20 protein-coding genes are annotated in these 25,964 nt (G+C 41.7%); 10 read left to right on the top strand and 10 right to left on the bottom strand.

Annotation, left to right across the window (positions count from 1 at the left end; genetic code table 11):
* Positions 1 to 15: 15 nt before the first annotated feature.
* The gene (locus B2107_RS00100; protein WP_293951940.1) at positions 16 to 1,104 is read right to left on the bottom strand and encodes a pectinesterase family protein; all 1,089 of its coding nucleotides are present in this window, start codon (positions 1,102 to 1,104) and stop codon (positions 16 to 18) included.
* A gap of 362 nt (positions 1,105 to 1,466) precedes the next feature.
* On the opposite strand from B2107_RS00100, the gene B2107_RS00095 reads away from it, so the two are divergent.
* Genes B2107_RS00095 through B2107_RS00070 form a run of 6 tightly spaced genes read left to right on the top strand, consistent with a single transcriptional unit; the run spans position 1,467 to position 9,607 of the window.
* Positions 1,467 to 2,069, top strand: a complete 603-nt coding sequence (locus tag B2107_RS00095) for an RNA polymerase sigma factor (protein WP_293951938.1) — start codon at positions 1,467 to 1,469, stop codon at positions 2,067 to 2,069.
* A 43-nt stretch (positions 2,070 to 2,112) separates the two neighbouring features.
* Positions 2,113 to 3,129, top strand: a complete 1,017-nt coding sequence (locus B2107_RS00090) for a FecR family protein (protein WP_293951937.1) — start codon at positions 2,113 to 2,115, stop codon at positions 3,127 to 3,129.
* Entirely contained in the window at positions 3,116 to 6,364 is a 3,249-nt protein-coding gene (locus B2107_RS00085) for a SusC/RagA family TonB-linked outer membrane protein (protein WP_293951935.1), read from the top strand. The genes B2107_RS00090 and B2107_RS00085 overlap by 14 nt, the downstream gene beginning before the upstream one ends.
* Positions 6,365 to 6,384: 20 nt before the next feature.
* Complete coding sequence (locus tag B2107_RS00080; protein ID WP_293951933.1) at positions 6,385 to 7,764, top strand: RagB/SusD family nutrient uptake outer membrane protein; 1,380 nt, start codon at positions 6,385 to 6,387, stop codon at positions 7,762 to 7,764.
* Between the two features lie 42 nt (positions 7,765 to 7,806).
* Positions 7,807 to 8,460, top strand: a complete 654-nt coding sequence (locus B2107_RS00075; RefSeq protein ID WP_293951931.1) for a hypothetical protein — start codon at positions 7,807 to 7,809, stop codon at positions 8,458 to 8,460.
* Positions 8,461 to 8,467: 7 nt separating this feature from the next.
* The gene (locus B2107_RS00070; RefSeq protein WP_293951929.1) at positions 8,468 to 9,607 is read left to right on the top strand and encodes a cytochrome-c peroxidase; all 1,140 of its coding nucleotides are present in this window, start codon (positions 8,468 to 8,470) and stop codon (positions 9,605 to 9,607) included.
* 57 nt (positions 9,608 to 9,664) lie between these two features.
* On the opposite strand, the gene B2107_RS00065 is transcribed toward B2107_RS00070, so the two are convergent.
* The 5 genes from B2107_RS00065 to B2107_RS00045 all read right to left on the bottom strand — a co-directional run bounded on the left by B2107_RS00065 (position 9,665) and on the right by B2107_RS00045 (position 17,211).
* Complete coding sequence (locus tag B2107_RS00065; protein WP_293951927.1) at positions 9,665 to 13,309, bottom strand: M1 family aminopeptidase; 3,645 nt, start codon at positions 13,307 to 13,309, stop codon at positions 9,665 to 9,667.
* Positions 13,302 to 14,186 carry an ABC transporter ATP-binding protein gene (locus B2107_RS00060; RefSeq protein WP_293951925.1) on the bottom strand — a complete coding sequence of 295 codons (885 nt, stop codon included), beginning with the start codon at positions 14,184 to 14,186 and terminating at the stop codon, positions 13,302 to 13,304. The genes B2107_RS00065 and B2107_RS00060 overlap by 8 nt, the downstream gene beginning before the upstream one ends.
* A 171-nt stretch (positions 14,187 to 14,357) precedes the next feature.
* Positions 14,358 to 16,112, bottom strand: coding sequence for a DUF885 domain-containing protein (locus B2107_RS00055; RefSeq protein WP_293951923.1), 1,755 nt, complete (start codon positions 16,110 to 16,112; stop codon positions 14,358 to 14,360).
* Between the two features lie 40 nt (positions 16,113 to 16,152).
* Positions 16,153 to 16,674 (bottom strand): STM3941 family protein, encoded by a 522-nt coding sequence (locus B2107_RS00050; RefSeq protein WP_293951921.1) that lies wholly within the window; start codon positions 16,672 to 16,674, stop codon positions 16,153 to 16,155.
* 3 nt (positions 16,675 to 16,677) lie between these two features.
* A complete protein-coding gene (locus B2107_RS00045) occupies positions 16,678 to 17,211 on the bottom strand; it encodes a hypothetical protein (protein WP_293951918.1) in 534 nt (177 codons plus the stop codon).
* 197 nt (positions 17,212 to 17,408) lie between these two features.
* On the opposite strand from B2107_RS00045, the gene B2107_RS00040 reads away from it, so the two are divergent.
* A complete protein-coding gene (locus B2107_RS00040) occupies positions 17,409 to 18,227 on the top strand; it encodes a hypothetical protein (protein WP_293951915.1) in 819 nt (272 codons plus the stop codon).
* A gap of 140 nt (positions 18,228 to 18,367) precedes the next feature.
* Entirely contained in the window at positions 18,368 to 19,456 is a 1,089-nt protein-coding gene (locus B2107_RS00035) for a DUF6688 domain-containing protein (protein ID WP_293951912.1), read from the top strand.
* A 68-nt stretch (positions 19,457 to 19,524) separates the two neighbouring features.
* Here the strand turns inward: B2107_RS00035 and B2107_RS00030 are convergent, their stop codons facing one another.
* Positions 19,525 to 20,244 carry an outer membrane beta-barrel protein gene (locus B2107_RS00030; protein WP_293951910.1) on the bottom strand — a complete coding sequence of 240 codons (720 nt, stop codon included), beginning with the start codon at positions 20,242 to 20,244 and terminating at the stop codon, positions 19,525 to 19,527.
* A 235-nt stretch (positions 20,245 to 20,479) separates the two neighbouring features.
* Between B2107_RS00030 and B2107_RS00025 the strand changes: the two genes are divergently transcribed.
* The gene (locus tag B2107_RS00025) at positions 20,480 to 20,794 is read left to right on the top strand and encodes a hypothetical protein (protein WP_293951908.1); all 315 of its coding nucleotides are present in this window, start codon (positions 20,480 to 20,482) and stop codon (positions 20,792 to 20,794) included.
* 125 nt (positions 20,795 to 20,919) lie between these two features.
* A complete protein-coding gene (locus tag B2107_RS00020) occupies positions 20,920 to 21,798 on the top strand; it encodes a pirin family protein (RefSeq protein WP_293951906.1) in 879 nt (292 codons plus the stop codon).
* 80 nt (positions 21,799 to 21,878) lie between these two features.
* Here B2107_RS00020 and B2107_RS00015 read toward each other — a convergent pair whose 3' ends face one another.
* The 3 genes from B2107_RS00015 to B2107_RS00005 all read right to left on the bottom strand — a co-directional run.
* The gene (locus tag B2107_RS00015) at positions 21,879 to 25,073 is read right to left on the bottom strand and encodes a TIM-barrel domain-containing protein (protein ID WP_293951903.1); all 3,195 of its coding nucleotides are present in this window, start codon (positions 25,071 to 25,073) and stop codon (positions 21,879 to 21,881) included.
* Positions 25,074 to 25,117: 44 nt separating this feature from the next.
* Positions 25,118 to 25,744 (bottom strand): hypothetical protein, encoded by a 627-nt coding sequence (locus B2107_RS00010; protein WP_293951901.1) that lies wholly within the window; start codon positions 25,742 to 25,744, stop codon positions 25,118 to 25,120.
* Positions 25,745 to 25,763: 19 nt separating this feature from the next.
* Positions 25,764 to 25,964 (bottom strand): hypothetical protein (locus tag B2107_RS00005; RefSeq protein ID WP_293951899.1); only part of this gene is annotated, 201 nt, incomplete at its 5' end.

Genomic DNA, 25,964 nt, shown 5'->3' with positions numbered 1-25,964 from the left:
TTTTTGCAGCAACAGCTACGGCGTTATCATCTTTTTAACGTTCCAATCGCCCAGTACACGATTCAGCTTATATACATCCCGTTTTTTTTCCTGGAGCTGATGTGACCATTCCACACGCTTGGAGAGATTCGATGCCCCAGCTCCTTTCGACCCCAATTCGGCATAAAACACTGTTTTATGCTTATCTGGAAACAAGCTATCACCCTTCCAATCATTCCAACCTTCAGGAACAATATGAGCCCCCAAGGTACAGTCTACCAGAACCGTATTTGCGTAGGGACGCCACGGTCTGCCGAGAAATACTTTATCGACCGCTGCATCTGCAGCAACAAAATCACACTCCTCGAAGACATAACCGTACTTTTGCCCCTCAGGTGTAGCAGCAGCTGTAACATACGAATTTCGAAGGGATAGAATCCGGCATTGCTGAAAAAAAGCAATCCCCGGCCCGAAGATAAAATCCGTCGTTCCGCTGATACTGCAACCAAAAAAATAGCTTCTTGCACCACCTTTACCTAGATACAAGGTATCCTGAAAACCCAACAGACGGCAGTTGACCAATGCGATCTGGTCGCCTTCTAGATGAAGTGCCACCGCCTGCCCCACTGAACCAGCTGCATTTTCGATCGTTAAATTCTTGAGGAGCACCCTACTCCCCCGAACCAATAGGGTATAACTGCTGAATGTTCCAAGCGTAAGATCCCCCCGCTCATCTGGACAGTCAACCTGCTTACCCGCATAATCATTAAAAACAATCTTAGTATGGATAGCATCCTCACCTATAAGCTCCATATTTTCGATATACGTTGGGATCACTATTTTTTCATGATAAATTCCTTTCCTGATCCAAATCCGAACGGCCTGTTCGCCGCGAAATGCACGAACTGAATTTACAGCTGCTTGTATACTTGTAAAATCACCCTTTCCCTGTTGGTCTACTGTGATCAATTCGGGATGTGCAGCCCGGCCAGGCAGCACACGGATCGCATCCGGAAGCCACACCTCAGAAGTGTAATTATGTCCGAATGTCAATAAACAGCTAGACAAGGTCATATAAGCGATCAGGCAAATCGTTCCAATCGTTTTATTTTTAATTCTTATCATACAATTCGAGCATAAAATATTCATTTAAATTCTTAAGCTCATTTCTATAGCCAGCATGTTATGAAATGATACCTTAGGTTTATCTGCTACTTTTTAATTTTGGTTACCAGTTAAAAATAGCTTTTTACGAATGTATTCTACTATTTTTTCTACGCAATCGATCTCAAAACAACCATCGGCAACGACCATTCAATCTGCTTAACTCGCAATCGTCGTTGAAGGCACCAACCGCCAATCATACGCTATTGACCTTTAAGGCTTTTGCAGCAACTTTTTAACAATAGTCAAAATTTAATCAGTGGGAAGAACGAGAAATACATTTGATCTAAGCCACGTGATACAAACAGCACAAGGACGACTACATGCATTCAGAAACCAACCAAATAGCAATCTTATTTGTAATTATTCTAAATAAAAATGTAGATTTGCGCCTTCATACCATGAGACAACATTGGATAGCTACATTGAAAGGGTCAAGTGAGGCCTTTGAATCCTTATATGACTTAGTATACAGGGAGCTTTTTGCCTACGGCATGATGCTCGGATATTCACGTGAAGCCGTAAAAGATGGTATACAACATCTATTTCTAGAATTATGGGAAAAACGTGACCGCCTGTCCCCCGTTGATAATATCAAATCATATTTGATGACATGGTTGCGGCGTATTCTGAATGACCATCGGTTATTGGATGAGAAATTGGCACTAATAAATTATCGGTCCAATGACAATGCTCCCTCACATGAAACTGTGCTCATACAACTGGAATCCGTTCGCGAAACCAGCTCTCGCTTAAGCCAAGCTTTGAAATCCCTCACACCAAAACAAAGACAGGTAATTGATCTCAAGTTTTTTCAAAACAAGTCTTATGAACAGATTGCAGCTGAAACGGGAAATAGTCAGCGTACAATCTATAACCTTGTTTATGAATCTATTAAGATTCTAAAGAAAAAAAATGAAAAATAATCCGGTAAAAAACCGGATTTCTCTCCTCTACACTCATATATAGATGAAAAAAATTTACAACGATAGCGTTGATTTAATAACGGATGAGAGCTTTGTGTCTTATCACAATGGAAACGCAAAACGCGCGGAAATTCATTTTTGGACGATATGGATTGCAGAAAATCCAGATAAATTACATCTTGTTACCGAAGCAAGGACGATGTTGAATGCCCTAAACGTGCATATCAGCGAAGCGGAATTTCAGGTTGAAAAAGATAAACTATTGGCGAAGCTGGAAAGCAAAGCACCTGCAAAAACACATCGGCTTGGAGGAAAATGGCGATGGATTGCTGCAGCTTCTATCCTGCTCATCGCTATATTTTCATTCCATCAGATTTTTTTAAAAGGCACAACTCCGCCTACGCTCACCTTACAACCTACTTCCACCGAAGAATGGCTTCATGTCTCCGCCCAAAATGGCAGAATAATGAAGGTTAACCTCAGTGATGGAAGCCAGATTACGTTGATGGGTGGAAGTACACTACACTATCCAAAACATTTCGGTAAGGATACCATGTGTGTTCTGCTGAACGGTGATGCACGCTTTAATATTTCAAAAAACGCAGGCCGTACATTTGCAGTAGAAACAGATAATGCCATAGTGACGGTACTGGGGACACAATTTTTGGTGGAGCAAGCTGATTCAAAAAATACACGTGTAAGTTTGTTTTCCGGAAAGATTAGATTGACCAACCGCAACAATAAAAGACAAATGCTGCTCAGTCCCGGGCAACAGGGATATGTCACCAATACAACTATCCATCTCGATAAATTTGCGCCCACACAGATCAATAATTTTCCGGAAGGTATTTTACATTTTCAAAATGCTTCTTTCGCTGAAGTCGCTCGTAAAATGAAGCAATATTATGGAATCAACCTCTCCCTCCGCAAACCCAATGCGCGATGGAGATATACCGGCCATTTTGAGAAGCTGCCTGTTGAGGCTGCACTCGCCGCGATTTGTTTTTCAAAAAAATTGTCATCAAAAAAAATAGCAACAGATACGTATGTGCTCTATTAAAGAAACAGTAAGACGAACCTTCTTATTGAACACCATTTTTCTACTATCCGCTGGGGCCGCTTCCGCACAAAGCACATCTGGGCAAGGCACCCTGGAAACTGCTTTTCAATTATTGACCCAGCAGCACGCCGTACATTTTTCCTATGATGCTTCCATTGGACTGCAGCGGCGTGTTCCTCTTCCCACAGCCAAAGAAAACCTAGACACGTATTTGTCTAGATTAGCATCGACCCATCAGCTGCGCTTTCAGCGAATCAAACGCTCCAACGTTATTGCCGTCAACAAGGCAGCTAAGCCCATATTGCTCAACGGTATTGTGAAAGATGCCAAAACAGGCTTGCCGTTGACCGGAGCAACGCTAATACTTAGGAAAGAAAACAAAACCTATCGCACGGATAGCTTAGGGCGATATCGTATACTGACCGCCGCTGAAAATCGCGGGCAAGAAATTGGGATACGTTACATGGGCTATCAGAATTACGATATCAAGGTGGATACCGCATTTCAGCGGATCAACCTCGTTCCCTTAGATCAACAACTCGAGGAAGTATTTGTCAGCAGCACCTACGAAGCACCGAAACTTCGCGAGGAAATGATCGGAAGTGTATATACGATCAGCGCCAAGGATTTACAAGCCGACCGGCCAATAGAAAGCGTAGATAAGATGCTAGAAGGACTAGTGCCGGGGTTATATGTCGAACCGAGTACTTCACTAGGGACCTCTGTCAAGCTTCATATCCGTGGCCAGGGCACACTAACAAACCTCACAAGCAATACCGGACGATCGACCTCTTCGCAGCCGCTGTACGTTGTTGATGGTGTTGTTGTACAAGAACAGGAAATAGGCGATGCGAATTCACTTTTCTCTGGCGAGACGTTATTGAATCCGATCGCAGGAATCAACCCATTGGATATTGAATCTATTTCGGTACTTAAGGATGCTGCCGCAACAGCAATCTACGGTGCAAACGCCGCAAATGGTGTTATTTTGATCACGACCAAATCTGGTCGCAGTGGCAAGGCACAGTTAACAGCCTCTTACAATACCGGGGTCTCCACGTTTATCAACCGGATGAAATTACTCTCCGGACCGGAATACTACGAATTACTGCGGGAATTTTATATAAATACGGGCTCAACGGCAACGGATGCCTCAAAAAAGGCCGGTAACAACAGCATCGATACCGACTGGTTTGGACTGACGTCACGTAATGCTCGTTATGATAATATCAATTTATCTCTTTCAGGCGGGAAAGGTAAAGATACATATTATCTATCCATGGGCTACCGTAATCAGCAGAACGCCAGTCCTGGAAATGGTTTGAAGCAATACACAGGCTCCATACGTTATTATAATCAGTTTAGCGACAAACTGCAAATGACCACGACCATATCGCCGGCTCTGATGCAGCGGCAAGGTCTCGACCAATTTGCCAATGCCGCTTATATGCCACCCAATATACCTCCCTACCAGGAAGATGGAAGTTACAGCACCTTCTTAGGCCTCGTCAATCCAGTTGCAGCATTAGCCGAAAATAAGGATAATGCGTTGGCTTTTACAGGTACAGCACGTATCGAACTGCAATATACCCTTTTACCTTTTCTGAGTCTGCGCGGAGCAATAGGTGGAAATATGCTGCAGTCCAAGCAGGAAACTTTCCTTTCGGGTGTAGCCGGCGCATCCACGGCGAAAGATGGGCGCCTGCGCATCAACGACCGAACGACATACAGCTGGACTTCCATGCTACAGCTTACCTACAGCCCAAAATGGCAAAGTGGACACCGCTTTGTCGGAATCGCGGGGATGGAGCTAAAAGATCAATACAGCAATTTACTAGTCGGCCAGGGTAGCGGGTTTACTTACGATCGCGTGATCGCAATCGGGCTCGCAAGCACCAAGACGTCTTCCTCGTCGAAAATCTCCGACGCGACCGTATCCAACTATGTGCAGATGAACTACGACTATGACAAGCGACTTTATGCTGCTCTCAGTGGCCGCGCCGATCAGTCGTCTATGTTTGGTGGGGACAAACAGGTAGCACTAAATGGAGCGCTTGGATTGGGCTGGAATATCAGCAATGAAAAATTTATGCAAGAAATTCAGGCAATAGACTTTTTGCGTTTACGCGGTAGCTTCGGTACGACAGGCAATTCGCGGATTGGTTCCTATGCATCCAGAGGTTTATACAAATTCAACAATGTGACTTATGGCGGACAGACAAGTGCAAGCCCATCCTCTACTGCGGCACAAAACCCCGACTTAGGCTGGGAAACGAATATTAAGTTCAATGTTGGCGTTGACCTGAATGCTTTCAATAGATTACGTGTGGCCCTGGATTTATACCGAAATAATATCCGCAATCTGATCGCAAATATCAGTGTGCCATTGGAAACCGGTTATGCTGGTATGCCGCTCAATTCAGGAAATATGTACAATCAAGGACTGGATTTGAGCATTGCCTACCAATGGTTAAAACAGTCCAAGGTCACCTGGAACAGCACCCTTATTGGTGGCTGGAATAAAAATAAGGTGACTTCGTTTAATAATCCATTGATTGAGCAGTATGCTGCAAACTCTTCAGATAATATAGGTACAGGCCAGCGGGTAGGATACAGCTCTACTTCATTGTGGGGAGTCAGATGGGCCGGCGTCGATCCTAATACCGGGGAGGAAGGATTCTACACCCCTGCCGGTGATGTGGTCAACAGAACTGAAATACGGGCTATGGGACAGAGCGCCTACCAATTGCTGGGGAATACGATGCCCGATTTTCAGGGCAGTCTTATTAATAATTTGGGATGGAAAGGATTTCAGCTTACGCTCAATTTACAATATAATCTTGGTGGCAACAAGTTTGTAGCCACAACCTATTTACGGGATGGAAACAGTCTGTCAAACTCCAACATGTCTGTCAATTTACTGGACCGATGGCAGCAGGTGGGCGATATCACGGCAGTTCCAAGGCTAAACTCCAGCTCACCAGTTAATAACTCTTCCCGTTATTTGTACAGCACGACCTATATCAAGCTAAGCAACGTTTCCTTAAGCTATCGCCTGGCCGATCGTCTAATGAAACGCATAGGTATAGGACAGACAGCATTGAGCTTTAACGTGACCAATGTATTCTACTGGTTCAAAGACAAAAGTCCGGCGGGCAGAAACGGCATCCGCGAATACCGATTTATCTATCCGGAGACACGTAATTTTTCGATTGGTTTACGAACCACACTTTAATCTTTCATATAATTCGAGTTATGAACATAAAGACACTAAGTGTTGCTTTCCTTTTGGCCTGTAGCACAATAAGCTGCTCAAAATTTCTAGATAAAGAACCCGAAAACGAAGTATCGGTCGAACTGATTTTCTCCGATATGCAGGGCGCAAAATCAACACTTGCAGGGGTATACAACAACCTGTTTCAGTCGGACTATTACAATGGTTTACGCATGGTTTACCCGGATCTACTCGGCGGAAATTTGACATTTGCCGCAGCGGGTAGAACAACGCTGTTAACTCTTTATTCATTTGAAACCGACGCTGACAATGATACCATGAACAAGTTATACAGCTATCAGTATACGTTGCTCAATGCAATCAACAATATCATCAAGCGTGTCCCGGAAATAGCCAACCTCAATCCACTTGAACGCAATCACATCATGGCGCAGGCTTATGGCTTGCGGGCATTGGTTCATTTTGACCTCGTACAGTTCTATGCACAGCCCTATATTTATACAAAGGATGCTTCGCATATGGGCATCATACTTGCCAAAAGCACAATTCTACCCAAAGATGCACAAATAGCACGCTCTACCGTGGCAGAAGTATACCAACATATCGAAAGTGATCTGAATATGGCTGATTCTTTATTTGCCAATAGCAAAACCGTGTTTGAGGGCAATGCCAAAATATATATGAATCTGCAGGCAACCAAAGCGCTTCAAGCAAGGTTAGCTCTCAATCGCGGTGACTGGCAGAAAGCTTACCAGCTGAGTGCCGAACTGCTCAAAGCAAACTATTCGCTATACACCAACGCTGAGTATGTCGGTAGCTGGAAACAGGCCAATACCAAAGAATCTATTTTCGAATTGGCCGTTCCGAGCAATTATTCCGGCAACTCAATCGGCAGTTACTATGTCAAGGATGCCGGCAATTCTTATTATCAGTTCGCGCCAAGTCAAGATCTCCTCGGATTGTATGGTGCGGATGATGTGAGGGCTACAGGTGGAATATTTAAATATCCAACACTACAAACGGCAGTAACCAGTGTGAAGTTGATCCGCCTCTCGGAAATATACCTGATTCACGCTGAGGCAGCAGCTGAACTCGGCCACATTGACGAAGCTATTGTCAGTCTGAATGCCATCCGGCTAAGGGGTAATCCGAAACTCGAAGCCTATGTTTTCACCACGAAAAATCTGTTGATCAATGAGGTCCTTGACGAACGTCGCCGTGAGCTCTGTCTTGAAGGTGTTTTATACCTTGATTTGATGCGCAGGGGGCTATCTGTTAAGCGCAATGACTGTACAGGAACAAACTGTAACGTCACTTTTCCAAATGATCATATGGTATTGCCCATCCCAAAGCAGTCCGTGCTTTCCAATAACCGCATGATACAGAATCCTGGCTATTAATATTAATCATTAACAATAAAATACAAATTAATACAATACGACATGAACAGTTTAAAAGCAATTCTTAAGTTATCCAAATTCGTCACTATCTTCAGCATCTTGTTTTTTACCATCTCCTGCAGTAAAGATAGTACCGTGGCTCCGGAGCCAGAATATATTCCTAAGCCAGACAATAATGCTATCGCTACCTTTACGAGTACGGATCCTTATTTTGAACTATATATCTACCGTTTTGATGAGGCCACAGAAACCTGGGGAAAACGTATCCGCGCACATTATCCCACAGTGTCTAAAACGGACACCACATACATGGGCTTTACCAATCCCTATGTAACCGATAGTGGAGTCAATCTTTTCCAAATGGTCACACTATATAGCGATAAGATCGGTACGACAAACATCAAAACGGCGGGTATCAATGTGGACCAGGTATTGCAATTCTTACCCGATCAGCATAACAACCAGCTCGGTAAAGTGACTGTAAAGGAGCAACAGGTAAAAATCTACAAGAAAACCGAATCTGCCAAAGAACGGAAAGATATGGAATTTTTCGAAATCGGTATCAGTGGTGCGGGAACCTACGATTTAAAACAGGGTTTAATCGACCTGGAGGTGAATTTTAACGAGACAGCGATCGGCGGACCCAATAAGGTTACCCGTAAATATAAATTAAGTACCAAAGCGTTAGAATTGTAAATAACAAATGATACGAAGATTACTTGTATTTGGTTTATTGGGCGTCGTCCTGATCTTACTTTCTTTTGTGCAGGATCAGGATATTCCTGATATTGCCTTATGGCGCAAATTATATTCCTCGGGCGATAGCAAGCGATGGCCGAAACCACATCTGGATGATGATGTAAAGGCAAACTTTGTCGATATTGGCACCTTGCCCAATGTTCAGTATCCTGCCGATAACCCGTTTAGCAAGGAAAAGTCGGCGTTGGGGAAAATACTGTTTTTCGACCCCAGGCTTTCGGCTACAAAACAGTTGGCCTGTGCGAGCTGCCACGATCCGCAACTGGGCTGGGGAGATGGAAAGAGTGTAGCCCATGGACATAGTCGACGAGTAGGAAAACGAAATGCCATGACCCTCTACAATGTAGGTTACTACCGCTCCTTCTTCTGGGATGGACGGTCATCTTCATTGGAAGCACAGGTATTGTTTCCGCTAACCGACAGTGTGGAGATGAACACCGATCACCAAGTAGCTGTTCGCCATATTCAGGAGATCGCTGGTTACGCCCCTTTGTTCCAATCGGCCTTTGGAGACAGTACGGTCAATATCTTGCGCATTCAACAGGCGATTGCAACTTTTGAAAGGGGCATTCGTAGTTATAGCAGCAAGTTTGACCGCTTTGTCCAGGGAAATAAGAATGCTATGACGGATGAAGAGGTATGGGGGCTGCATCTTTTTCGGACAAAAGCACGTTGTATCAACTGTCACAATACGCCTCTATTTTCAGATAATCAGTTCCACAACGATGGACAGACGTTATATGGTACCAAGCAGCAGGATTTCGGCCATTACCATATTAGTGGTAAACAGGAAGATATAGGCGCATTCCGGACGCCTTCGTTGCGTGAGATTACGCTAACTGGCCCGTGGATGCACCACGGTAATTTTCCGACGTTGTTAGATGTCGTTCAACTCTATAACCTCGGCAATCCCGAACCAATACAACGTAGTGTGACGATAGACCCAAAAACAAGGCCTATACATTCGGCAAAGTTGAAAAAGCTAAATCTAACCAATGAAGAGATTAACGCTGTCCTCAAATTTCTGGGAGCAATCAGTAGCAGTACGCAACAACGTATGATGACTCCTAAATTGCCCGAATAAAAAAATCCTCATCTTCCGATGAGGATTTTCATACCCTTTTCTATTCCACAACCTTTTCTATAGCTCCTTCCTATTGTCATCTGATTCAATATCAATCAGTTTATTGTAAGGATCTATGCCTACCTGTTCGGGTTTTTGATCAACAACTAGTGTCAGGGAGTTATTGATCCGATCAATTCTATGCTTTTTGAGATAAAGTTCCTGCCGGTTATTTCCATCTTTGGCTTTTTTACTAGAGAAAACGCCAACTTCAATATAATCTGCAAGAGGCAAAGACTTTAGTGTCAGCCGATCCGATTTTTTAAATGACAGCGCCTGCCCCCCTGCGTCACTATAGCTCTTTTTTCCATTGCCATCGACACGATATTTAGCTACTTCAAACTGGATATCAACCTGATATTTGCCATTTTTAAGTTTCTTAGCGCTCACTTTGTCAACTTTATTGTTATACAAAGTAATCGTTTCAAACATATCCTTGATCAGGTAGCGCAGTGAGTCTGGAGTTACCTGCCTTAAGCTATCCACAAACTCGGTTGAGGTTGTGTAGGGCGGATTTTGAAAAGCTGTGCGTTGCAAATAAGCTCGCGCAGTCTTGTTAAAAAGATCCTCACCCAAATAATCACTCAATGCATACAGCACCAAAGATCCTTTTTGGTAATGGATATACATTTGATTCTCATTGTACATCAATGGCTTCTCCCCTAGCTTTTCGGCACTTCGCCCCTTCAAATAGCCGTCAAGTGCATCTTTAAGAAACTTACGCATCTGCCCTTTGCCATATCTTTTTTCCAACACCTTGAGCGATGAATATTCAGACATACTTTCGGACATCAAAGTAGCACCCTGCACATTGGCTCCTACCACTTGATGTGCCCACCACTGATGGGCAATCTCATGAGCTGTTACCGCGTACGGATAATCTACTGCATCTTCCTTTTTTTCATCGACATCGGCAATAAAACCGATCGCTTCGGAAAAAGGAATGGTATTGGCAAAAGACTGCGCAAACGTTCCAGCGGTACGCGGAAATTCAATAATACGCAATTGTCGATGCGGGTAGGCACTGTATTCTTTCGTATAATAAGCCAAAGAAGCCTTACTGGAAGCCATCATCCGATCGATGTTGTAGGTATGCCCCTTATGGTAATAGATTTCCAAATTAACCCCGTTCCACTTATCTTTTTTGACTTCATATTCGGCCGAATTAAAAGCAAAAAAGTTGAGGATCTCTGAATCCATTTTATATTGATAATATTTGCGGCCATCTTTTTCCCATTCTTTTGTCAGATAGCCCGGAGCAATAGCCAATTGATCTTTAGCCGTGCTTACGGTCGCTTCAAAACGGATCCAATCCGCATCATTGGAGATATAATTATTTTGCAGTGCTCTTCGATCAGTCTGCGGGGCCATCCTATTTCGAAACGGTAAACCATACTTCTTGCGCACATCATTATCCACCAGCTCGCCCCGATCCAAATAGCCTATATTCGGAAAAAGCATATTACTGATAAATGTACCATTTCCTTTCACTGGTGACTTTTCATTTATCCAGGTATTGGCCGGACTTTCCGTACTAAATTTCAACACAATGGAATCTCCCGGAGCCATGGGCTTATCGAGCTTATAAATATTAAAATTATATACATCGTCGGCAGAAAGTAGCTTATTTGGCACATTGAAAGAAAATTGATAATCGTAATCATTATAATTGACAAAAATAGAATCGATAGCGATATTGGTCTTATTTTTCAGTACATAGGCTGCTGTTGCTTTAAAACTACGCGTATCCGGAAAAATATCGAGATTAAACTGAATATCCACAACGCGTGGCTGCGGGCGATATTGATATTTCTTATATCTCTTTTCCCATTCGACAGCTTGCTTTTCATGATCCAAACTTGTATAATAAGGGTTTTTGACGTGGTTTTCGTAGTATATTGCACAGCCGATACCAACAAAGCCTAAGAAAGCGATCACGAGTATCGTAGCTGTCGTCGGACTCCAGTTGGCCCGAAAAATAGCCCAACGCTCCCCAAAACCCGAAAAACTACCTCTTCGCCACAATACTAGTGCGAGCGTAGCAAAAACAACTGCGAAGAGCAGCCAATAGATCCGATACGTCAAAAAGGGAAGTACATAACCAAAACCGTCCATATCGGAGTAGTCAAGATTTGGCCCCTGATTAAACTGATAGATTTCCTGCTCAACTCCGACCATAGACAAAAATGGCAATCCAATAAATAAGGTCAGTAGCACAAAGAATCCAGCCAGGTAATTTTTGAAAACCGTATGGACAAACAGTGATATAAAAAGCCATACCACATTAGACAGCATACCATAGACCATCAAATGCAGCACATATTGTTTGATTTCAAAATTGTAATAACGATGGTAAACCTGAAAAGCCATACAAGTTAAGATCACGACACCCAACAGGGTCAACTGCATCAACAGGACGGCAATAACTTTAGATCCCATAAAAGCCCAGTTGGGAGCTGCTGTAGTATCCAGTAGCCCTCCCATGCGCGTAATGCTTCCACGGTGAACCAAAAGTCCCATAAAAAGAAAAGTCAGGATCAGCAGGAAAAACTTAAACGTACTCCCCGGGACCATTAGCATTTTCCAGGTAACGGGATATGTCGACGTTCCGAAGATCGATCCGATGGTACTTGCCATCAAAATAATGAACAATACCCCAACGAGCGTCAATATTAAAAAAACGGGATTTTTGACGATATAACGATAGTCGTATCGCGCCATTGTCCATGTTGTTTTCAAATAATGAGATGTCGAAAAATCATAGCTGACCTTAGGCAGATTGATCCGGAAGATACTGTCAAAGTTATTCTTTGTTAAACGAGCTCCTTTTTTTGACGATTTAAAGGAAATCGAATGTTGCGAGAATGAAAATAACATGTAAAACCCACCAATGAATAATGCCGCTACAGCGAGCCAAATGAGGCGGTTATAAATAACTACTCCGGTAAAAGGCAGATTGTTGATATTCTTCTCATCTGGCGACCAGTATTGGGTATAATACGAGATGGCGCTATCGCCAAACGGATCGATCAATGCACCGACAAAACGATTGTCCATGTTGTTTGCCAAACTCTGAACAAGCACCTGAAGAATAATAAGGATCAGCACGGCAACAAAACCAACGTATACGTTTCTTGTCAACGTTACGAGTACGAAGATAATGGCACTAAACATAACCAGATTGGGAATAACCTGTACGATATACGTCTGTAGATAAGCCCAAATATCCACTGGCCCCAACAAGGATTGATTGATGCCTGGTACAAATTGTGCCACGACAATACCAAGGGTTGACGCCAATACAATAACCAATACCACGGCTACCGAACCAAAGAATTTTCCCATCAGGTAGTCCGTTTTTGAGAAGGGGTAACTGAACAGTATCGTATGCACCTGATACTGAAAATCACGATAGACACAGGCCCCAACAATGGAAGGAATCAAAAAATATATAATTGTTGACATCCCATTGACCATACTATTAATGGCCCAAGGAGAGTTTCGGATGGTGTTGGATGAAGTGGTTGCCGTTACACCGTCAAAAATGCCCAGCGACGAAAGCATAATAAACAGCGAGAGTGTAAAGAACAGCGCCATGTAGATATAAACGGACGAACTTTTAAACCAGCGCGCAAATTCAAAATTAAAGATAGCTTTAAACATGGCGTTGATCATTTTTTAGCGCAACAAAATAGACATCCTCCAATTGACCTTGGGCATTCACAAATGACTCGTCCGGACGCTCATCACTGTGCACCCTAATGTTGAGCGTATTGTCCTGATTGTAATTGGTCGAAATGACATTAAACTTTTGAGTATACTCGTCCAATTGATCTCTACTGATGATACGTACCCAGATCTTTCCCTCCAATTGGTCGATCGATTCTTTCGGAGTACCTCTTAAAAGGATCTTACCACCATTTAGAATAGCTAACTCATGACATAATTCGCGTACATCATCGACAATATGGGTAGAAAATATAACCGTATGATCTGTACCTATTTCCCGTAGGACATTTAAAAAACGATGTCTTTCCGCTGGGTCAAGTCCCGCAGTTGGCTCATCTACGATAATCAATTTTGGATCATTCAGCAACAACTGTGCAATACCAAAACGTTGTTTCATACCCCCCGAATAACCGCTTACACTTTTATTGCGGACTTCCCAAAGATTAGTCACTTCAAGGACGCGATTGATAATAGCATTGCGGTCCGCCTTGGATTTGATTCCTTTGAGTTTAGCAAAGTATTGCAGCAGATCAGAAGCCGAGAGGTTGGGATAAACACCGAATTCCTGGGGCAGGTAACCCAAAACTTTCCTCAAATCCAGCTGATTTTTCAACACATCAATATCGCCAAAAGTAATACGGCCACTGTCGGGTTTCTGAAGTGTAGCGATCGTCCGCATTAAAGAAGACTTACCCGCACCATTTGGGCCCAGCAAACCAAACATTCCAGGTCTGATTTCCAAGTCTACATGGTCTAACGCTTTGACCCCATTCGAATAGGTCTTACTAAGGGTTTCTATGGATAAATTCATGATTAATTTTAACTGTTAATAGTAGGTTAGTATACCAAAACAATGATATGTTACATGAATATAGTAAAAGTTAAAAAGAAAAGAAAATGGAAGACAAAAATACCCACACCCATCCTGCCTGAAAACAATTGAGCCACTCCCGGGGAGTGGCTCAGTTAATGGTCACGATGGCTATTTTAGCATCATCTCCCGGATATACTTCACTGGCGAATTTCCAAAACTCAGGAAAGTCTCATGGAACTTTTTCAAATTAAACTGTTTACCTTCTTTTTGCTTAACAGCCTCCCGAAGTTCATAAATTTCTTTATACCCAGTATAATAAGAGGTCAGCTGAACACTGCTTACCGACACTCTTTTCCATTTACCGGCTGCTTCGGCCTGCTGTTGAAAGGCTTCATCCACCAATAGCTGCATGGCGTCTATCTCGCTCATATTTTTCACATGTACACTGTAGTCCAATATGGCATTGCAAACAGCACGTAGATGCCATTTATACCACATCAACCACATTTCGGGCGCATTGTCACCGTAACCGTTTTCCAACATCATGTGCTCGGTATACACTGCCCAACCTTCAATCATAGCACCATTTCCTAAAATACTCTTGATGAGACTTGGCGATTGGTTGGCATAAACCAATTGGGTATAATGCCCCGGAATAGCTTCGTGGATATTAAGTATCTGCAGGATGTAATGGTTATACTCTCTCAGATAACTCTCCTGAGCCTCTTTCGTCCAGCCACTTAGACTACCGACATTATAATAGGTGTTACCTCCTTTATCATATGGTCCCGGCGCACTGATCGATGCGCCCGCGACACCAGCCATATAAGCAGGCTCTTTGCGCACCACGAGCGGTTTACTCTCGTCGATATATAGTAAATCTTTCTGTTTGACAAAAGCGACCAATTTAGGTATCTGCGCTTCGATAGCCGACTGAAAGTCTTCTGCTTTGACATGATTTACCGAAAGGGTATCGATCATTTTTCGGATGACAGCCAAACTATCTGAAGGCACAGCTGATTTCCCAAAATACTTTGGCCAAAGTTCCTTGCTGATTTTATACATTTCACCATGCAAATAGGTTTTCCGTGCAAGCGCAGCCTGATAAACCTGTTCAGCAGTGGATCCAGACTGTATATCAAAATCGAATTTTTTGTCGTAAAGCGCTTTCCCCAATCTAAAACTCCGTGGCGACGGATTAGGCGTTACTTTTAAAAACTGTACATACCCGTTTATCGCCGCAACAGCTTCCTGGCATGCCTTCCCAATGGCTTCTTTTTCCGCAATTGATAGCTCTGATTTTTTCAATGAATCCAGTAAGTCTTTTTCAAAAACGGATAATCCGCCCAAATTCTGTTGAATGGCCAAATCGGTCAATACCTGAGCTGGATTTTTAAGCTGTTTCTTTGCAGCCTCATAATAGGCCGGAATTTTTATTAAACGCTGTTGAATGGCTTTAAGCCGCGTCGATAACGGTGCATAACGCTCTGCGAGCATAAAAGCGATGGTCCCGCCAACGTTGTAAGACGACGGGTTCCATTCATAGGCACGCTCTTGCTCTATCGACCAAATATTTGATTCAAGATAATTTTTAATCAAATGATAATCTGTTTGTTGCGATAAATTCAAAGAACTCAAATCAAAGCTTTTCAGGCTGTCCAACTGGTTCTTTGAAAATTCCAGCCGTCGCTTTCTGGCATTCGCATCTGGTATGGTTAATAGAGAATCATACTGATGAAAACCAACTTGGGTAGCCCATTCTGGATTTTCTTTCCAAAGCTGAAGAATAAAATGGTCTTCATACGATTTAAAATTTTCATTCGTAGCGGTATCAGCAACAGTTTGACTGTTATGAGCTCCTGATCCACAGGAAGCCATCAGCCCGAGTCCAGCGATAGCAAGGATATATATTTTAAGTTTCATTGGCGTAATTTGCCTAAAATTAACAAAAAAAAACGAGCCATTACTTTTGCTTGTTCCAATAAGATAAAAACAGTTGATGCAATTCTGAAGGCTCCAGATCAATGGTGGACGCCGAATACATGATATTTAATTCCTGAGCAGATTCCTGGTAGGCCATCTTCCATAGTAGTGATGGTAGTCTATCTTTATACTTCCCTGAATTTTTTAGGGTAACAATGATCATGGTATCCCCACCCACTTTCTCTAAATCAATAGACTTTACATCTTGCCAATTCCCTTGACCAAAAGCTTTTGCCAATGGCGTAGTTTTTCCGAAAAAATATTTTTCACTAAGAACAATCTGGGCTGAATTATCCCGAAGACTCAGCAAGTTTACAATCAACAAGATGAGAAGTACCAACAATACTCCTGCAGAAAAGATCGTGGGCTTAGCTTTAAAAACTCCATCAAACAAACCAGTACTATAAAGTAATATGATGAAGAGTAGCAAACAAAATACTGCTGAAATTAGCAGCATTTGCGTTGTTTTTCGCTTATTTCTGTAAAGATGAGTTTCCTTCATGAGTTAGTTACCCCAATTCACGTTTAGGTTGTGCTTTTCTGCGTAAGCTTTACCTAAGGTATATACATTGTCAAAAGCACTATTGATCTCGGGCATATCATTCTTTTCAATCTTTTGAAGTAAAGCCTGCTTTTCATCAGCCGACCCCTTGCGATCGCATAACTTTGCATAGGCCATATATTCATTTTTATATACGGGCAGGACTTTCTCGAATAACGCAATAGACTGCTCTTTCAATGTTTTAGCTTCCGCCTCGGAAACATTCAGCTCCTTAATATCCTTTAAGGCCTTTTCGACAACCTGAATCTTGATCTCAACGGATTTTTGAGCTTCATCGCCCACTTTCTTACTGGAAGGCATGTCCGCAAATTCCACAGTCTCCTGTTCAAGATGCTTGCCGTAGCGCTCAGGTGCAAAATCCGCAATAAGATTGGTATTTAAAACAACTTTTCCGAAAAACTTATCCGGACTGGTGGATTGACAAGCCGTAAAAAACGAGCTCGACAACATAAGAATAATAACTAGTAACTGCTTCATATATACATATTGTTTGTTCCCAAAGTAATTAATAATTATGAAACAGACAAAATATGAAGTCCTCTGACTGTCGCATACACTTTCAACCAGTTGCCCTTTTCAATGATAAAAGAAGAGATATGAACGATAAGTATTGTAGAAAATGTTAATTTTTAATACCTTAGTAATTAACATACAAGAGATTAAAAAAAGTCATTATGGGCTATGATATTAGTTACCACCCCATCTCAGAAAAACAAGTAGAAACGTGGTATTTTGATTTACTCCAAAATCCCGAAAAGCTTGAGGAAATATCCACATTTCATCAGCTCGAAGACTTCTATAAAACCAAGTACCAAGACACTTTAAATGCGGGCCGTGAAACCGGGAAAAATGATTATTTTGACAAGACCCACGGTTTTTTTATAGCGGTGGTACAAGGTTTTTTCGAAAAGTACTTTTATGTTCGCGGCGGAGCTTTGTCCTTCTCCCAAAATGAACATTTGTCTGTCTATTACAAAAGGTGGGAAGAATTTATACAACCAGAATTCCTAACCAATACGATCGAAAATAGGCTTGTTGAAAACTATTGCTCGGGTGTCTTTATTCCAGCAGAGAAAACCGCTCAATTATGGATAGACTATCATCATAACCCAGCCATCAGGGCTGAATTAGATACACTTTTTTCAGAGGACCGGATTTCAATTTTTCTCGATGCATTGCAATATGCCAAGGAGCGAAATCTCGGCCTTTTGGAAGCAACCGAAGTCGTGGAGCCGCAACCTTTTGACCTGAATGAATCGAAAAGTTACTCCAACCTGTTTAACTGTGACAAAGCAGGTCTACTCTTATATCAGGCTGCAGCTTTAAAACAGATTCAGGATATAGCACAACGCAGCGGACTTCCTGAAAATGAGGCTTTGCCAAATGTCAAGACTGATACGATACATGTGCAGCCGGAGAAGCCTGAAACGGCCGAAAACTTTGCAAACACTAAAAAAAGAAATTTTTGGAACAGGTTATTTGGAAAAGATTAAACGAGCTATTATTCGCTCGATAATAACACTGTTTTCAACACTTGTGATGATTTCTGGCATATATGTCTATAACGTCGAATCTGAATCCAGCACACTGATTTGACTATATTCTTCTTCGCATTATAACTGCTCATTCTATTATGATTTTAATTCTTCTTTTCATTATAATCACGCTTTTCGGAATTTTATATCTGCTGCGCGCGCGCGTAAAAAAACAACAGCGGGATGTATCCTTTATTGAATATACCGTTGTCACTGCTTACCTTTTAGCGCTGCTGCTTGCGGGGATTGGTTTTGTATTCCATTCGAGCCAATATAACCAACCCGTGGACCCCGTGGATGGAGACTGCTATATTCCCTTCGGCGGCAAACACATCTTATCGCTGTTTATCTATTTCGTTGCATTCAATATTTCAGCAGTTACCATCTGGATAAAAGGGCGAAAAATTCCACCCATACCTCTCGTTATGATGCTGGTGATGTTATTGATAGGCAGCGTAATGAGTGTATTTGTACTTATTCAGGTCAGTCACCACGATACATCCACACTGGATATGTATGTTGGCAATGAAGGAACTTTATACTTTATTTTTACACCAATTTGCAGCTTAATTATCGGTGTCGGATTAATCCGTAGAGTCATCATAGAAGAAAAGGGTTACGCCATGAACAGAACTTATACCAATCCCACCCTCAACAAGATCAATACCTTACTTTCTTCCAAGCTGAATTATCACTTATGGGCTATTATATTACTTGTTCCGGTCTTTCTGTTACTGACCATCATCCTCATCTTATTGGGGCAGGATCACGATTCAATGGCGAAAGTATTCACGGAGACAACTACTTGGGCATTTTCACAAAAAATGCATCCTCCCGTTTTGGATCATAAAGGACATTATTTATGCACAGTCGCCGCGAAAGGTAATCCTGCCCTTGTAAAACCGTTGAGATTAGGCAAAAGGCACGGCAATACCATTGTCGTCAATAGACAGCTTCAGATTGCCAATGCGTTTGAAGAAATTTTGAGTGATCTATCACCTTCGATGCACCGGTTTGTGCGGTATTGCTATGATAAATATGGTTTCAACATTTCCATCAAAATCAATTCAACCGGTGCATCAAATATGACTTATATTTTAATGAAACCCTTAGAATATCTATTTCTATTTTTCTTATATATGCTTTATATCGAACCCGAGAAGAAAATTGCCAAACAATACCACTAATATCTTCGCGCCCCGATCTGTTATTTACGGAAATGACCTATAATCGAAAACAAACGTGGGAGTAAGCTTTAGTCATTTTTAAATATCGGTCTTAGTAACTGATATTGTAGGCCCAATCGGAATACATTTAGTCGTGCCGCACCAGGGTCGCTACCCAGCATCTGTCCAGTATAATCCTTCAATCCCCATGAATAGCCGGCAAACACGGTATAGCGGTCATAATTTACGTTAAATTGTAAACGTGGCCTCAGATCCATATCAATTACTTTACCTCTGTCACGATCAAATTTTGTTTTATTTCCCTGTTTATCCTCAATACTACCTTTTTCCTTGATGCTCAATACTTTGGCGATATCCATCCCCAGCTGAATATCCATCGTCATGGGTTCAAAAAAGACGCGATAGCCGACAAACGGATTAAAATTGATAAACTGTTGATTAAGTTGGGTTTGACCACGGCTTCCATTCATAAATTCACTTCCCTCCAAATCAATCTTTGTCTGCAATCTTTCGTAGGCGCCTTCTAGACCTAATATCAGATTGTTGGCAAAAATATAACGGTAGTCTAATGCTCCACCTATGTTTATTCCATATTTTTTTCCATAGGGATTACTGGTATAAAAGTCCTGCTGAGTGGATCCAATCAACGTGCTCTTGGCCTCACTCCCTGCACCCGTAAAGTTGGATACCCCAGAAGTCACACCCACTCGAAGTTCGTGCGTTTGCGAGAAGGCCATAAAATGAATTACACCAGCAAAAAGCCCGACAAGTAAAAATCTCTTCATCATAAACTAAATAATAATTAAAATCGCTAAAAGATTATCTATATCCGATCACTAAAAGTAAGAAAATTTATGTGATTGTACTTATTTCAGCCCTTTCTTTTTCTGTTGACATATGGCATATCGATCTAAATCGCTCAGGGGCGTTCCTTTTATGATGAAAGCGTGTGGAGAGCATGTAGCTGCATTTATTAAACTACATCAATGGAAATGAATCGGTCCATGTTTACTTTTGTTCATTATGAAGAACTTAACATTTCTCTTATTTGGCAAAAATGAAGAAATTTTGCTTACGCTAAAAAGAATTATTGAGAGCACCCCTACGTGGAAAGCAACATTTCTGCAAGAGTTAGATAGTTGTAAAAAGCATTTGATTGATGATGCTGTAGATGTATTATTGTTAAGCTCGGGGCTCTCGCTGCAGGAAGAACAAGAAATAACGGATTATCTTTCGCAACTCCCTTATTCCATTGGCCTGATTACCCATTATGGTGGCGGGAGCGGGATTTTAAAAAATGAAATTTATACATTATTTCCAGACTTACTACCAGGCTAATGCAGCCAAGAGCAGCGCAATATCCGAACGATATAACTGGAAACCGCTAAAATGCTTCTTTATTGAACTAGATCAATGGCGATCGGCTACTAAAAGGCTAATTTTGGATACTAAATAAAATGATCATGAACAAACAGAACTTTATAAAAAAGGGACTTTTGGGTTCCGGAATATTTGCATCAACAGTGTCTTCAGCTGATATCTTGAAGAATGATATTGACGAGATAGAACCGCTTGAAACGCTGGATGCCGAAGCTGTAAATTATCATTCAGACAAATTGGAAAACCACAGTGTCCTCCATAAAGCAATTACTCGCGGGCATGCGGATCATGGCTGGCTACAAAGCAATCATACGTTTAGTTTCGCTAATTATCACAATCCGGAGCGCATGCATTTTGGTGTATTGCGGGTACTAAATGATGATACCGTCGCTGCGGGAAGAGGTTTCGGTAAACATCCCCACGATAATATGGAAATCATCAGCATTCCGTTGGAAGGCGATTTGGAACATGAAGACAGCATGGGTAATAAAGCAATTATCCGGAAGGGAGATATTCAGGTTATGAGTGCAGGAACTGGCATCGTACACAGCGAGTATAATAAAAATACCGATCATGCAGTCAAATTTTTACAGATTTGGGTATACCCCAATCAACGGAATGTGAGCCCCCGATACGATCAAATTACATTGGATATAACACAAAGACAGAATAAATTCCAGCAAATTCTTTCTCCAAATCCAGAAGACGAGGGTGTATGGATCCATCAGGATGCCTGGTTTTCCATGGGGCATTTTGACAAGGACGTCCAAACAAAATACCAAATCAAAAAGGCGGGAAATGGTGTATATGTTTTTGTAATAAAAGGTAGTGTTACTGTCGAAGGACAAGAATTAGAAAGCAGAGATGGCTTTGGAATATGGGATGTCGCTGAAATTAACCTTAAAGTGACCTCAGCAGATACTGAAATCCTGTTGATGGATCTCAGTATGATATTGGACTAATTAGCTGCACTAGTTAGACATCAATTAATAAAAAAAGGGGAGCCTATGAGGCTCCCCTTTTTGTTAAGGCTATTTATATTTTAGAAAGTAACGGAATTCAGCTTTTTATCAACCAAAATACCATCTATCGCTTTCAGATTGAAGTTGACATTTCGTTTTGCTTTCAATTTAATCTTAAATAAAACTTCAGAGCCATTCAAGGTCTCCTTGTTGCCTAGATTAACAAAAGTAGCATACAGAGCCTTACTTCCATTGGTGTGAAGACGATCGTTGCTATAATTGTTCATCTCTTTTAAATGTACGGACTCAATACCGACATATTCAAAATCGCCTTGATTGTAGGGAAGAGCAAAACTAAGTGCATTGACAGCTTTAAGATTCTCTCCACTAACACTGATCTCCACAATATCTCCTGATTTTAAAGTCGTTTTTGAGGGAACCAATTTTAGTTTACCAGCCACTTTTTCTTCTTTTGCTGGTTTTGCACCACCTTCTATGACAACAGCAACATTGGAAATATCATAAGCGTCAATCAGATTATTTTTATTGACATCGCCGTTGCTAACATAACCCTCGAAATCTCCATCTCCAAAGCGCAATCCCGTGTAGTTAATATAGGAAGTCAAGTCATTATGATCGATCAATCGGTCATTATTAATATCGCCCGGTAAATAGCTTGACGATCCTGGAACTTTAAACACATATAATTCTCTTCCTGAACCGAAACCACCAACAGCTTCAGAAACTGAAATTTTAATAAATCGAGCCACCGGATGGGTTCCAAAATCAAAACGTTTCATTTCGCCATCGCGTTTCCAGTCAAAGCTGCCTGCTTCGATCCAGGTCATCTTGTCATTGCTATAGAACACTCTTCCTTTTAAAAGGATGCCATTTCCGCCATCGGTTCTTGGGAGATACTCAAACTTATCCAATTGATTAACAGATTTTAGATCTAAGGTCATATCAAACGGAACCGCAGTCTGTCCCCATTTTGTATGCCACATATCCCCCTCATCATAATTGAACAATTTATTGATACCACTTCCGCCTTGGTTATCCACAGAAGTCTCTGCTTTGATTCCTTCGATGGCAAATTCCAATGGGTTTGCCTTTGTCTTTGCGGCAAATGTACTCCAATCTGAAACACCAGATTTATTGACAGCTCTAATTTTAAACTGGTAATCCGTTTCCGCGGCCAATCCTTCGAATAGCAATTGACTGTCTTTGATAGTCGAATAGATCAGATTATTGAATTCAATTTCATAATAATCTGCATTTGCAACCTTTTCCCAGGTTGGCGTTAAGGTATATGCTTGTGTATGTTGATCTGTGATAACAGCTTTGGGCGAAGTCAAAGCACCAGTCTGAGCTAGATAGTTGTCAGCAGGAGCATATTCGAACCCCTCCAATTGTACTTCTATTGCGGTCGATGAGACATCCTGTTTGGCTAGTCGTACCAGCAACATCGGATTTTTCACCAAAGGTACTTTTTCAAATTCAGATCCCTTGGTTGCAAACTGATTTAGGTTTGGTTGTGCGTCGTAGAAATATACGTTTTCAGAAGTATTAAACGCATCTATGCTATTCACTTCTTTAAGTTTGCTATTTTTCCCATTGACCTTTACCGTCAATTTCTTCGGTGCTTTGCTAACGTTGAAACGAATTTCCGTAGACTTCATTTTCTCAAAGCCGTCAAATTCGCCTTGCGTTGGAGCAATCGCAAAAACAACTTTATTATTGTTTAACTGCGAAGTTATGGACGTACTTGCCCCCTTACCATAACGGTAGGCCTCTGTCTTTCCATCATCATCATATTCTAGGAAACTAGAGGTTCCATAAGGATATACTTCATAAATACGTTGATCTTTTTTGATTTCCAGCACATTATTATTTGGCTTGGTCACCGGAATAATGGCTCCATTTTTCACGAAAACAGGCAGCTTCCAAATAGGCACATTAAAGTTATTGATAATACGCCCTCCCTTGTATTTCTCACCCGTAAAATAATCAATCCATTCACCATCCGGCAGGTAGATACCATTGCGCATATCATTTCCCTTCTCATCCACCCGTGTTTCCTGGTAAATCGGTGCTACAAGGAAATTTGGACCATAGAGGTACTGGTATTGCGTTGCCTTTCCGAGCGTATAACTATTTGCTTGCTCTAAAAACATAGCACGAATGATCGGCAGTCCATCTACTGCTTGTTTCGCAACACTATAGCTATAGGGAACCAACTGAGATTTCAATTTCAGATACAGACGATTGATAGAAGTAGCCGGCTCACCTAAAGCATGTGGATATTTCTCGTTCGATCCCCAGCCATCCATATTGAGTTCCATTGGCGTCCAGGTCTTCCATTGGAAATCACGGATATTAACTTTAAAATTTTTCCCACCAAAGATTCCGTCCATATCGGAGGTAATATTGGGCTGACCTGAAAGCCCTGACCCGATGTAAGTAGGTATATGGAATCGAATATATTCCCATACACCTCCCGTTTGGTCACCCGACCAGATAGCGGCATAGCGTTGTGTGCCTGCCCAACCATCTAATGAAATAATAAATGGACGCGCATTGTCTCCATAATAAGGCATGGTATGCGCCACATCAGCGACTCCATTGAGGCCAAAAGAATATCCCGGTCCAACCCAGGCAACATCCGTTTTTAGAACCCTGACACCCGCATCCCGCACTTCCTTTACAATATCCCGTTGCAGTAATGCACTTATACTATCTTTCGGATGGAGATCAGACTGTGTCCATAAACCGATTTCTACACCATTCTTACGTGCATAATCACCAAACTCTTTCAAATTTCGGATATTTCCATCTAAAGATTCCGTTTGGCCATAGCCAGCACCATAGCCATCATTTGGAAGAATCCAGCCCAAAGGCATATCATGTGCTTTATACCGGTCTATTACAGCGCGGGCCGAAAATTGATAATTGTTTTTCTCACCGTTCAGCGATTCTTTGATTCCGCCATTGTCCTTTTGACTTTCTTTATAGCGTTTGCCGTCTTCAAATAGAATTCCCTTTTCATCTTCTTTCCAAAAATCGCGATTATAGGCATTAAGATGACCCTCATATAAACCAAATTTCGGTAGAAGAATTGGGTTGCCCGTCAATTGATAGAAATCGTTGAGCAAAGGTACTATCCCGTCATTAATCATAAAAAAGACATCCAGATAATCTGTGTCATGCGCCAATTTTACTGTCCCAGGGGTTTTGGCTCCAAAGGCATAACTTCCCTTCTTAAAAGTATGCCACATAAAGCCATAGCCTTTCGTAGACCAGTAATAAGGGGTTGGAGAAGCTACGCCACCATCTGTCCAGCTGTTCTGGTTTTCGATTGCGATTGTGTTCCCCTTATGAGAAAAGCGTCCATTTTTACACCCCCTCCAAAGAAATATTCGTCTGCCTGTTCTTTTAATTCGAGACTGACTTGATGATGATCCAAATTGATTGGTTTTAAGCTTTCAACGACTACCCTATTGTTTTTACGATTGAGGATACTAAACAGAGAGGTCTGCTTATCCATTGAAAAGAGGATATCTTTGGTGGAGATGCTTATTTTATTTCCTTCATCCTTGACCTCAAGCCCGGTGACAGTTTTACGTGGCTGCTCTACTAGAATTTTTGCATCGGGTTTTGCTTCAGGATCACGGATAATACCCCCATGAATATCTTGGAACATTCTAAAAATATGATTACCGTAGAAATCTAAAGTCAACCGTTGATTATTATCGTATACAATCTCTACTGTCGTCGGGTTAATTTTTTGAACGGTGCTAATCTTATTGGTATGATCAGTGTAATGAGTACTCAAATAATGGATTGTATTCGTTCGGGCTTCAAGCCTATTGGATTGAAAAATAAAAGGTGAAGCCAATCCTATTAATAAACTTACCTGTGCTTTTGCGCACCAAAAAGATATCTTCATGCGTATGATGTATAATGCATTAAATTAACTTAACAATAATACAATAGTAAATCGAAGTAAAAAAGCGATTATCAAATGCAAACGATTGTCCAATAGTAATGTTGCAGGCTAGCGGCGGCTTCGGAGCAGCTGCCGCTGGACCGGGCTCTCCGACGGTCATGTGCTGCGATGACCGATAGGCGAAGGATAGGCAATAGCTTCTACATGGAAATACGGAATA

Source organism: Sphingobacterium sp. UBA7855 (assembly GCA_002500745.1).
Classification (GTDB): domain Bacteria; phylum Bacteroidota; class Bacteroidia; order Sphingobacteriales; family Sphingobacteriaceae; genus Sphingobacterium.
This window is presented reverse-complemented; position numbering and strand designations above follow the sequence as displayed.